Here is an 11,909-nt window from a genome sequence, read left to right as displayed (position 1 = left end):
ACATTGGCAATTGCTAGGAACGATAAATTTTTTCACAGAATGTTAATTACATTCTCAATATATCATTTATTTCCATATAAGGTCATTCATTTCTTTCATTTCATGAGCCGTTCAACTCGAAAGTGCCGAAGTTTGTCACCATGGACTTTATGAATTTTCCATATTTTTCAATACAGAAAATCCCTCTCATCCTTCTCAGGCGCTATATTTGTTGATACGATGAATTCAACAATTGGTACGATTGGCGGTGACCTAAAACAATGAGTAACACAGCAAGGCTTCTGTCAGCCATCCTCTTAGCTGTTGTCTTAACGACACTTCTCGTCGTCTTTGTCGAAAACGCCATTGCGACCTCCGTTGGTACCGGTTTGATTATTTTCTTCTCGCTTTGGGTGTTTTACAGAAAACAGTGGCGTAAATAAGGAAGGGCTGTCTCATCATGTTTGTGATGAAACAGCCCTTTTTGAATGCGGTGCATTCCCGACATCGTTGTTCTGCTCAGTTACTTATTTTCTTTCCACGCACGACCACTTTCGTTATTTCCATCATGACAACTGCAGCAATGGCCAAGGCGGTTGCGATGAGCCAATCGGTCCAGCCGAATGCTGGTGGAATGTTAAAAATGTCGCGGGCAAACGGTAAAACGGTGATTCCGTATAGGACGAAGCCGAGTAAAACGGCTCCGATAACGTATTTGTTCGTGAAAAATCCTGTACCAAAAATCGTTTGCGTGTTCGACCGTGCCGCGAAGGTTTGCAGCGTTCGGGACAGAATGAGCGTCGTAAACGCCATCGCTACACCCATTTCGTTGGAATGGGCCAGCCCGATGTAAAAGGAGATAATGACGGCAATTCCGATAAAGATTCCGCGCGTAATGACAGCTCTTAACGTGCCGCCAGCAAAAATCCCTTCGTCTAAGGAGCGTGGCTTACGCTTCATCACGTCTGGCTCTGATTTTTCCACACCGAGCGCAATCGCAGGCAAGGAGTCGTTCACAAGGTTGATAAACAGCAGCTGCAAGGCGGTAAACGGATTCGGTAAGTTAAACGTCACTGCGTACAAAATGGCAATGATGGCGCCTAAATTACCGGCAAACAGATAGCTGATCGCTTTTTTAATATTGTCAAATACCGTTCGTCCGACTTGCACGGCATTAACGATTGAGACGAAGTTGTCGTCGGTGAGAATCATTGCCGATGAATCCTTCGCGACATCCGTACCGCTCCCCATCGCCACGCCAATGTCGGCTTGCTTCAAGGCAGGGGCATCGTTTACGCCGTCTCCGGTCATCGCTGTGACGGCATCACGCTTTTGCCACGCACGAACGATGCGAATTTTATTTTCCGGAGAAACGCGTGCGTACACGGAAATTCGCCCAAGCTTCTCTTCCAGCTCTTCATCGGACATGGCGTCGAGCTCTTTTCCCGTTACCGCCATATCGCCTTCTTCCATCAGCCCAATGTCGCGACCAATCGCCTGCGCCGTCGTCTTATGGTCCCCAGTAATCATAATCGTACGAATGCCGGCTTTTTTCGATTCTTCAATCGAACCATACACCGCTTCGCGTGGCGGGTCCATCATCGCCGTTAACCCGACGAGCACGAGGTTATGCTCATCTTCATGTTCGATCTCTGTATCGCCTCCCGAAAGGCGTTTATACCCGTAGGCGAGTACGCGCAGCGCTTGATTTGAAAACGATTCGTTCGCCTCTTGGAACCGATCCCTGACATCATCTGACATCGGCTGCTCTTCCCCATCGATCAAGGCGTAGCTTGCGCGGTGAAACATGACATCAGGGCCACCCTTTGTAAGCATTAGCCTGTCGCCGTCCATCTCATGCACCGTTGACATCAGCTTTCGATCTGAATCAAAGGGAATTTCGGCGATCCGTTTATACTCGGAGCGCAGCTGATCATAATCGCTTCGATGCTTGTTGGCAAAATTGATGAGCGCTACTTCTGTCGGATCGCCGACTTCTTGACCATCTTTATTGATGTAGGAGTCGTTACATAGCGCCGCAATTTGGACGAGCAAGCGTTCTGACTTGCTCCAGTCCGTAGGATCATCAGGTAACCGTTCATTTTTGGAAAACGGGATAAAATGGTCAGTGACTGTCATTTTGTTTTGCGTCAATGTGCCTGTTTTATCTGTACAAATAATGCTCGTTGATCCGAGTGTCTCGACAGCTGGGAGCTTACGAATAATGGCATGCTGCTTGGCCATTTTGTTCGTCCCAACGGACAACACGATCGTGACGATCGATTGCAACGCTTCTGGAATCGCTGCAACTGCAATCGCTACGGAGAACATGAGAGCGTCCAATAACGCCGTTGTCGTATCGGCAGTGTTGTCACCAAACCAAATACGGGCTGCCTGCACGGCAAAAATCAAAATACAAAGAAGCAAAATGCCGATTCCAAGCTTTTTGCTGAAATCGTCGAGCTTTCGCTGCAACGGCGTGTCCTTCTGCTCTGCCGTTTGCAGCATATCAGCAATCTTCCCGACTTCTGTTTTCTCTGCTGTCCCTGTGACGACAAACGAGCCCCGACCATACACGACGAGCGAGCTGCTAAACACCATATTGCGCCGATCCCCAAGTGCGGCTTCTTCCTCAATCGCATCAGGCGATTTCTCCACCGCTTCCGACTCACCCGTCAACATGCCTTCATTGACTTTAAGAGAGCCGCTCTCCAGTATCCGCCCATCGGCAGGTATATAATCGCCCGCTTCCAAATCAACAATATCCCCCGGGACCAGCTCGCGCGCGGCAATCGTCTGCTTCGTTCCGTCTCGCATGACGTTGGCCTCAGGTGCAGACATGTCCCTCAATGCGTCTAAGGAGCTTTCTGCTTTTCTCGTCTGCACAACACTAATGACCGAGTTAATTAACAGAACGAGAAAAATAATAAACGACTCAACGACTTCACCGATCGCAATTTGTACTCCCGCCGCTGCGAGCAGCACAATCACCATCGGATCTTTAAATGTCAGTAAAAAGAGTTTCCACGTCGGCACCTTTTCTTTATCGGCAATTTCATTGTAGCCTTCCCGCTCAAGCCGCTCCTTGGCTTCTTCACTCGTCAGACCTTGCTCGTTTGAATCCACCGTTTTCAAAACGTCTTCCTTCGTCTGTTGGTAAAAGTCCATTCCGCTTCTCCTCGTTTATGTCGTTTCTAAAAATCCATGCTTCGCTTTCATCCAATGATCCGGCTCTTTTTCTACGTATCTTTTGCCATCGATAGAGAAATCATGCCTATGTACACTTTGTTTGGATGTCCACTCGTCTTCTCTTTCTTACTATACCCGTATTTATGCTCTATCTAAGCATCAAATGCAGGATTTTTGTAGCTAAACGCCCGACCGTCCTGCACGGAAAAAAATCCACTTTGATCAATTCAAAATGGATTTTTTAACAGGCGCCTCACAGGCGAGCGAGCCCGTTGACTTTATATTAACTGAAATATTCGTGCTGAAAAATGCACATACGGATGGCGTTATGATAACTACCCTCTACGAAAAACTCACCCTTTAACTCTGCTTCCACAGAAAAGCCGACTTTTTTGTACACATGAATGGCTTTGTCATTCTTCTCATCGACGACAAGATACAGCTTATGCAAATTTAATACTTGGAATGCATAATCCATCGCTAGTTGCGTCGCTGTCGCTGCATATCCTCGACCTTGGTGCTTCGGATCAATGATGATTTGAAATTCAGCGCGGCGATGAATATAATCAATTTCTACAAGCTCCACCATCCCGAGCATGACTTGATCTTTTTCAACGATAAACCGGCGCTCGCTTTGATCATGAATGTGCTTGTCATAAAGGTCTTGAAGCTCGACAAACGCTTCGTAAGGCTCTTCAAACCAATACGACATAATGTTTGCATTATTATTTAATTCATGAACAAACTTCAAATCCTCCCGTTCCAAGGTACGTAATCGCAGTCCATCACTCATCTTTTTCAAACCTCCGAGTCTTTACGACCAGGCCATTTATGACACTGGTGCCAGGCCTTTGAGCAAGCCTGTCCTACCAATTATCGTACTACAAAAAAGAGCAAATACCAATCTGCGTGCTTGTCATACTGTTTTCAATAAAATCAGGGAAAACCCATCGCTTCGTTGATATAAACGACAAATGCTTCTTAAACACCTTCACACAAGATCGCACTACACTGCAAACCAACCGCATAAGTTTACACGTTCAGGGAAATGTAAAAATAATATGTTTTGATCAAGGGTGATGATATGAATTTTATTTGGGAATCGTTTGTTTTGATTTTAAGTGGCATCCTTTTATTGCGCGTTGCTGGGCGGAAATCCATCTCGCAAATGACACTAGCTCAAACCGTCGTGATGATCTCGATTGGTACAATCATCGTGCAGCCGATTGTAGAAAAAAGTGTACTAAAGGCCATTGTGAGCGCTCTTATTTTTGTCATTGCTGTCACCGTTTTGGAATATCTGCAATTAAAATCAGATGCCTTTGAGACATTTATTACTGGGAAATCTAAAATCGTGATTGAAAACGGTGTCTTAAATGTTGACAATTTGAAAAAAACGCGTCTTACCGTCGACCAATTAGAAATGAGGTTACGGAATCAGGGCATTTCTAGAATTGACGATGTCAAAACAGCAACCCTTGAGCCTAATGGACAATTAGGGTATGAGTTAAAGGAAGAGGCCAGGCCCTTAACCGTTGGCGATTTAAAGAAATATATTCAGCCACAATACTTAAACCATACATCGGCTACTCCAACCGATCCCGATACAACATACGATCCTGAAAGCATCTTCCAAGAAATCAATCGTTATTCGCCGTCTGAGCAAGATCTTAAGTAACTTCTCCTGTTGACCATACTTTTCCCCTTCTAAAAAATAAATGAACAGATGAATCAGAAAGCATTTGTTCATAAATATACTTAAGGAATAAGAAAAAACGCTTGGGAAATGTAGCCCAAGCGTTTTCTACGAACACCATTGATTTCCTCACATTCACTTTATAGAAACTTCCATCCGCCTTAATTCACATCCCCCAAATAAATAGGCGCCGCTTCCCCTTGTCCAGATGCTATGATATGCTCTCTGATGGCCTTCGGATAGGTCCGATATTGCAATAAGTCACGGACAGAAAGCCATTCAACACCAACTTGATGCGCGTCAGGATGCGTCGGCAGTGGCGATACATGTTCATCAACTAAAGAGCAGACAAAATAATATTCCACTTGATGGGCATCATGGTCAAACACCGCATGCTCATGATGTTTGCCAATATACTCGCGAATGTGCACCAGGTCGCCAATGGTCACTTCCCTGCCAATTTCCTCGATGCACTCGCGCTTTAATGTTTGGTGAAAGGTTTCACCATGCTCTTGCCCACCGCCAGGGAACAAGTAAAAATACCCCTCGTCGTCTTGATTTTTTGTAAGCAGCACCTGTCCTTCTTGAATGATGATTGCTTTGACTGAGTTTCGTATATGCATCTTGAACCCTCCGCTCTGGTTTATGACGAGCGCCTTACACCCGCTATGCTATGAATTCATTAACGTATTTTGGATCACCCGTAGAATAATAGTTATACCACGATTGTATAAATTCACAAGGGTAAACTTGTAAAGATTGGATGATGTACTTTATCCACAATAAGCCTCTTGCTGAACTGTCGGTAATCAAGTTGCGATCGTGGATTGCCGGAGGTGTTGGCACTTACCGCTCCCGATGAATTAAGTAAAAAAACATCCCAAACAATCGGTCAATTTTCATCATTCACCTCAGGTCGAACAGGGGGCATTCAATCGAACTTTTGACCAACAAAATCTGTGCCCAATTTTCCCGTCAAAACATCGCTTACTGGCTCGTCACTCGAGGATGACCCCTTATCTTCTTCCGCTAAGCTTGACCATCCATCATAGAGCTCTGTTCCTATTATTTTAGATTTAGCGACCAACGAAATCGTCCGCTTTTCACCAAAATCGGTCAGCGGCAATGTGAAGAGCTGTTGGTGACCTAGATGCTTCGCGACAATTTCTGGAATGATCGTCACCCCCATTCCAGCTGTGACTGCGCCAAAAATAAAATCGCCAAAATTGACTTCACTAACGATGTTTGGCTCTTTGCCGAGCGCCTTGGTTTGCTTGACAATCCGCTTCCTCGTATCACAGGGCGCTTCGTGAACAATCATTGGCTCGTCCAAGAGCTCAGTGAGACTAATCGTTTGGCGGTGTTGAAAACGGTGACCGATCGGGAACACAGCATGATATTCCTCGGTAAACAAAACATGTTGCCACAATGAATCCATCACACAAGTTGAATCTGCAACAACCGCATCAAGCCTGTCTTCCTGCAAGGATTGCAGCAATTCGTCTGAAGTGTTTTGTATCATTAACTTAACCGGTCGCCCCATAAATTGACGGCCTTTAATTCTGGCAGGTAAATAATACGTTGCCAGGCTCGGTAAACTGCCGATCACGATCGGCTTTTTTCGGCTAAAGCCTTTCATTTCTTGACGAACCGCTCCCAAATCAGTAAAAACAGGGAGCATGCGTTTATAAAAATGAGCGCCTGCCTCCGTCAGGTCAATGCCCATCGCTGTCCGGTGAAATAGCAATACACCGAGGTCTTGCTCCAAATGGCGAATATGCTTACTTAACGCAGGTTGAGACAAGTTGCTCGCTTTTGCTGCCTTTGAGAAGCTATGATGCTTTGCTGCAGCAAAAAAGCTTTGTAGCCAGTCTGTATTCATAGATCATCTTCCTTTTAGAGGTTCAAACCTTTCGTTATATCCTCATGCAAGAGTGTTTGTTCTCTACAGCTTCATCTTATAGTATTCTTTGCATTGTCGACGTTCTTTCAAACTATAACATATCGATATGGGAATGCTGTTTTTTTAGGGGGATATGCATGAAAAAGGTTTTACTGTTAACCATGGGAATGTTCACGCTTGGCTTTGATGCTTACGTGATTGCTGGCTTGCTGCCTGATATTCGCGCTACTTTTCACATGAGCGATGCACAAACCGGGCAGGCCGTCACGGTCTTCACCCTTTGTTACGCGCTCGCGGCACCTTTCTTTGCGACACTATTAGCCGGCAAGCCGCTGCGCACCATCTTAGTGCTCGCGCTAGCGGTCTTCACTCTAGGCAATGGCATCACTGCGCTCGCATGGGATATTCCTAGCTTCTTTATATCGCGTGCGGTTGCGGGTGTTGGTGCTGGACTGTTTTCCCCACTCGCCGCCTCTGCTGCTGTCTCATTAGTCGTGAAAGAAAAAAGCGGGCGGGCTCTAGGGTTAACATTAGGCGGGATGAGTATCGGAACGGTTGCTGGTGTGCCGCTCGGACTAATGATTGCTGATTTCGCAGGATGGCAAGGAACGTTATGGGTCATTACTGCATTGGGCTTTAGCGCCATGATCGGCATTGCTTCCTGGATGCCTCGCTTTCCAGCAACAGCACCACCGCCGCTCAGGGAGCGTTTGGCCATGATCACGCATCGACAGGTGGCGATGGTTGTCGGCATCACCTTTATTGCGAGCACCGCGAGTCTTGGTTTGTACACATATATCACAACGATTCTGGAACAATTCGCAAACATTCATTCACACACTCCCTATATATGGGCGTGGGGAATTGGCGGTGTCGTTGGGAGTTTATCAATCGGCACACTTATTGATCGGACTGGACGTCCAAAAGTGCTGATGCTGTGGTTACTTTCGATTCTAGCACTTTCGATGTTTAGCCTGTCATTTGCAACAAACGCCCCCTTTTTCGCATTTGTACCGATTTTCTTATGGGGTGCGATGGGATGGGCATCACTCGCTCCCCAACAGCAAGCGTTATTGGCGATTCAACCAGAACATGGACCGACAACGATTGCTTTAAACAGCTCTGCGAATTACTTAGGAAGCTCCGTTGGCTCTATGCTTGGCGGAGCGGCGTTATTTGCCGGCTTGTCACCAACATACTTACCAATTGCAGCAGGCATGCTCATCTTATTGGCAGTGCTAGGGCAATGGATGATCGTAGGTAAACAACGCGATTTTCGCATGGATCAGACAGTGGATTAGACATTTAAAACTCTGGGAGGGACAGCCTGCTCATGTGGCAAACGTTTCTTAAAGTCAGGCTGAAGGACGCAAAGTGTTGACCGTACGCTTGCATTTAATAGTGCAGATAAAACACATATCAAACGTAACGACCTTCGATATGTGTTTTATCTATCATTCTTCACCTCAAGTATGACTTCTTGATTCCACTGTGCCATTCTTACATATTGTCCATGGCGTTCATCGCGAATGACAGCGCCCAGTTTTGCTAAGTCTTCCCGTAAATAAGCGGCATCCTTCTTTTTATCTTCGCGCAAAGCTTGTCCAACTGAACCATTTACTTCCCGATCCCTTCCATTGCGCCTCTGACAAAATATTTTTGCAGGAAAATATAGGCGAGAATGACCGGCAATGTTCCAAGCAAGGCGGCAGCCGATGCTTCGTTGACATTGCTGTTTTCGTTAAAAAAGGTCGAGATGTATGTTGTAATCATCCGCATTTCAGGTGCCTGTAAGAAATAAAGCGGAAATAAAAATTGGTTGAAAATCTTAACCCCGATTAAGATAAGAATACTGGCGGTGACGGGACCAAGCTGTGGCAAAATAATCCGGAAGAATGTCTGCAATGGGCTGCACCCATCCATCTCGGCCGCCTCATCCAATTCTTTCGGAATGCTCTTAATAAAATTCGTGTAAATAAAAATGCTTAATGGCAATGAGTACGTCGCACCGAGTAAAATAATGCCCCAAAACGTGTTAATCGCGTGTAAGTTCATCATCGTTTTATACAATGGTACGATTAAACTGATTTCTGGCACCATCATCACACCGAGCGTCGCATACAAAACGATATTCGTGACGACATTTTTCAAGCGGGCGAGCGCATAGCCTGTCATCGCTCCAACAATGACGACGAGGAGTACGGTAAAAAACGTGATAATGATCGTGTTATATAAAGCACTAAAAAAACCACCATCGACAGCATTCGTAAAATGATCGACGCTAAAATAATCGGGCAACAGCCATTTTGAACTTAAGTCGGTTTTGTCTTTAAACGAAGCAACAACCGTAATATAAATAGGCAGCAAGTGTAAACAGATGATCAAAAAGCCAATCACTTGCAGATGATACGATTTGCGTACACTCACATGTCCACATCCTTTTTGTTAAAGAAAATATTCATCATTAGGGAGATCACAAAAATCATGACGAACAAGACCATTCCAGCCGCGGCAGCCTGTCCGGCGTTTTGGCTCCAAAAATGCATATTGTTAATTGCTGTCGCCATTGAATGAGTGCTAATACCAGGACCGCCGTTCGTCAACGCAACGATCAAGCCAAACAGCTGCAAACCACCAATGATGTTGATTAAAAAGCTTGATGTAATAGCCGGAATCAAAAGCGGCAAGGTTACATTTTTTAAGATCTGTCTGCTCGTCGCCCCATCCAATTGCGCTGCTTCGACGAGGGATGACGGGATATTTTGCAATCCGGCTAGATAAATCATCATGGCTACGCCGACAAACTGTAAGGAGTTTACGATGACGATGATCAAGACAGCACGATTGCCGCTGCCAAACCAATCGATTTTCTCAGCGTTAAACAGCTGCATGATATCGTTTAATGCACCGCCATTATATTGAAAAATACCATACATCATGTAACCCATAATAATTCCCGCAATAATGGCGGGCATATAAATGATGAGACGCACAAGGTTTCGTCCCGCAAATTTTTTATTGACAAATAAAGCGTAAAGCAGGCCTAACACGTTTTGAATGATTGTACACGCAAAGCCATAAATCAACGTGTTTTTCATCCCAATTACAAACAGTTCGTTTTCGAGTAACGTCGCATAGTTAAAGAAGCCGATAAAATCAAAGCTTTGCGAATATCCATCCCAGTTCGTAAATGAAATGCGGATGCCCTCGTAAAACGGCATAAATACAAAAATCGTAAATAAGATCATTGCAGGCAATAAAAAGAGATACATTTGTTTATTTTTCGCCGCCATGTTATCACTCCTAACATAAGGAAGGGCTCCTCATCGTTGAAGCTTAGAGAAGCCATTGCCTCTTCCTTCCTCTTTACTGCTCTGTTTCTTTACGCAGACGGTTATCATCGTTTTCCATCGTTTGAATGGCCTTTTCAACCGAGATGTCGCCAGAAACTAAACCAGAACCAACTGTCTGCAAAGTGCTCCACATGCCACCTGGCAAGTACACACGGTCAAAGTACACTTCTACCGGAACATCTTCATATTTCTTGTAGTCGTCAGTCAGCTTGCCTAAGTCGCTTTCTACACCTTCCAAAGCAGGAGGCATGCCTTGCTCCTCAGAGATGGCTTGGACATTTTCAGGCTGTGCCAAATACGCTAAGAACTTCAGGGCTTCTTCTTTATGCTCGGAGTTTTTCCACACACCGACCGCATCGCGCTCGCCACCAATTAAAACCGGTGCGTCGCCTTCATGAACGGCTGGAATCGGCACAAAACCGACATTAGCGTCTGGGTTAAATTCTAATGTGCCTGTGACTGCACCGTTGTTCGCAAATAAAAAGGCTACTTCATTTCTTGCCATTAATTCCGTCATCGCATCTGGGCTTGCCGTGAGGGCGTCTTTATTCAGGTACTCATTCTCTTTTAATGACAACAATAACTCACTTGCTTCTGACCATTTACTCCAGTCAAATGTTCCATCAAGAAGTGCATCAGCGTAGTTATGTTTTTCGCTGGAAATGTATAAAGGGGTTGCCATAACATCCAGGAAGTGGGCAAACTGGCGTGGGTCTTTTCCACCAATGCCAACAGGAACTTTACCGATCCCTTTCACTTTTTCAAAGGCACTTACAAAGTCATCCCACGTTTTTAAGTCATCAATGTTCACACCCGCTTCTTCAAGAACATCTTTATTGACGACGACACCACTCTGGTCAATATCAAGCGGAAGAACAAAGACGTCGCCATTGTCTTTTGAAATGGCTGGGATAATAGGCTCCTTCACTTTGTCAAACCAAGGCTGATCATTCACCTTTACTAAATGTTCACTATAACGTTCAACCGACCAGCCGTGCGTCGACCATAAGTCAGGCAAGTCATTGGACGCCATTTTCGCTTTCATTAAAGCTTCAAAATCTTTTCCTTGGCTCGTTACTTTAACGGTGATATCTGGATTTTCTTTTTGGTAGTTTTCCGCAATCTCACGGTACGTTTCTAAAATGCCTTCGCTTGCGTTCGTCATAAAATCAAGCGTAACCGCCTCCTTGCCGCCTTCTGACGCTTGACCGCCGCCAGAGCATGCCGTAACGACACTCAGCAATATCGCGATCACAAATGGAAGAGTATATTTTTTCATCGGTTTCACTCCGTTGTTCCGTATTTTTGTTGTCTTAATGATGCGCGTGTGACTTGACCAAAAGGAACAAATAAAGACATATCTTCAAAAATGGTGTAATCGACTTTTTTCATTTCCACTTCTCCCCAGTCAAAAAGAACCGTTTCCTGCAACGTCCGCTGACATGCTTCAAGCTCTCGTTCTTCTGCTTCAGACAACACTTGCAGTCGATAACCAAAGGAAATATGAAATGGGTAAGTGTCATGGTTAGGAAATTTAGCGCCAGTCACTTCAGCGAGTCGATCTCGAAGTCTTTGGAGCATCTGGGCTGTTTCTTGATCCCAAGTCTCTAAGTCAACGACTGTATCCCTGACACGCACTGGCTTCATTTTAAACGCACCCGGCATGTCTACCCTTTTAAAAGCCTCTGCAAAAAATTGATCGATATGCTCAAGGTCTTCATCAATGTTTAAAAATTCGGACCATTTTTCCGGCGTCCGATTAAAATGACACAGCAGCTCAAATACGGTC

The 11,909-nt window shown here is 45.2% G+C and carries 12 protein-coding genes; 3 read left to right on the top strand and 9 right to left on the bottom strand.

All coding sequences use genetic code 11. The annotated features are described in order from the left end of the window. Positions 1–260 precede the first annotated feature (260 nt). The gene (locus G4V62_RS15100; RefSeq protein ID WP_165203639.1) at positions 261–422 is read left to right on the top strand and encodes a hypothetical protein; all 162 of its coding nucleotides are present in this window, start codon (positions 261–263) and stop codon (positions 420–422) included. Between the two features lie 76 nt (positions 423–498). Here the strand turns inward: G4V62_RS15100 and G4V62_RS15095 are convergent, their stop codons facing one another. Continuing rightward, positions 499–3,147: a cation-translocating P-type ATPase gene (locus G4V62_RS15095; RefSeq protein ID WP_165203637.1), complete on the bottom strand. Its 2,649-nt coding sequence runs from the start codon at positions 3,145–3,147 to the stop codon at positions 499–501. Positions 3,148–3,451: 304 nt separating this feature from the next. Then, on the bottom strand, positions 3,452–3,961 hold the full coding sequence (gene speG, locus G4V62_RS15090; protein ID WP_165203635.1) for a spermidine N1-acetyltransferase: 510 nt from the start codon (positions 3,959–3,961) through the stop codon (positions 3,452–3,454). A gap of 291 nt (positions 3,962–4,252) precedes the next feature. On the opposite strand from speG, the gene G4V62_RS15085 reads away from it, so the two are divergent. Next, positions 4,253–4,846 (top strand): DUF421 domain-containing protein, encoded by a 594-nt coding sequence (locus G4V62_RS15085; protein WP_165203633.1) that lies wholly within the window; start codon positions 4,253–4,255, stop codon positions 4,844–4,846. A gap of 179 nt (positions 4,847–5,025) precedes the next feature. Here the strand turns inward: G4V62_RS15085 and G4V62_RS15080 are convergent, their stop codons facing one another. Further along, positions 5,026–5,487 (bottom strand): NUDIX domain-containing protein, encoded by a 462-nt coding sequence (locus tag G4V62_RS15080; protein WP_165203631.1) that lies wholly within the window; start codon positions 5,485–5,487, stop codon positions 5,026–5,028. Positions 5,488–5,795: 308 nt separating this feature from the next. Next, positions 5,796–6,746 (bottom strand): LysR family transcriptional regulator, encoded by a 951-nt coding sequence (locus G4V62_RS15075; RefSeq protein ID WP_165203629.1) that lies wholly within the window; start codon positions 6,744–6,746, stop codon positions 5,796–5,798. A 158-nt stretch (positions 6,747–6,904) separates the two neighbouring features. On the opposite strand from G4V62_RS15075, the gene G4V62_RS15070 reads away from it, so the two are divergent. Further along, positions 6,905–8,068 (top strand): MFS transporter, encoded by a 1,164-nt coding sequence (locus G4V62_RS15070; RefSeq protein WP_165203627.1) that lies wholly within the window; start codon positions 6,905–6,907, stop codon positions 8,066–8,068. A 146-nt stretch (positions 8,069–8,214) separates the two neighbouring features. On the opposite strand, the gene G4V62_RS15065 is transcribed toward G4V62_RS15070, so the two are convergent. The 5 genes from G4V62_RS15065 to G4V62_RS15045 form a co-directional block, all read right to left on the bottom strand. Beyond that, positions 8,215–8,364, bottom strand: a complete 150-nt coding sequence (locus G4V62_RS15065) for a CysS/YqeB C-terminal domain-containing protein (protein ID WP_165203625.1) — start codon at positions 8,362–8,364, stop codon at positions 8,215–8,217. 20 nt (positions 8,365–8,384) lie between these two features. Further along, positions 8,385–9,194, bottom strand: a complete 810-nt coding sequence (locus tag G4V62_RS15060; protein ID WP_165203623.1) for a carbohydrate ABC transporter permease — start codon at positions 9,192–9,194, stop codon at positions 8,385–8,387. Further along, positions 9,191–10,060: a carbohydrate ABC transporter permease gene (locus tag G4V62_RS15055; RefSeq protein WP_165203621.1), complete on the bottom strand. Its 870-nt coding sequence runs from the start codon at positions 10,058–10,060 to the stop codon at positions 9,191–9,193. Before G4V62_RS15055 ends, G4V62_RS15060 begins: the two co-directional genes overlap by 4 nt. A 73-nt stretch (positions 10,061–10,133) precedes the next feature. Continuing rightward, the gene (locus G4V62_RS15050) at positions 10,134–11,399 is read right to left on the bottom strand and encodes an ABC transporter substrate-binding protein (RefSeq protein ID WP_165203619.1); all 1,266 of its coding nucleotides are present in this window, start codon (positions 11,397–11,399) and stop codon (positions 10,134–10,136) included. A 5-nt stretch (positions 11,400–11,404) separates the two neighbouring features. Beyond that, the coding region (locus G4V62_RS15045; protein ID WP_165203617.1) for a DUF1868 domain-containing protein at positions 11,405–11,909 on the bottom strand (505 nt) is incomplete at its 5' end.

The sequence above is a fragment of the Litoribacterium kuwaitense genome (genome assembly GCF_011058155.1).
Lineage (GTDB): Bacteria > Bacillota > Bacilli > Bacillales > DSM-28697 > Litoribacterium > Litoribacterium kuwaitense.
Note: the sequence above shows the minus strand (reverse complement) of the source record. Positions and strands in the feature narration are given on the sequence as shown.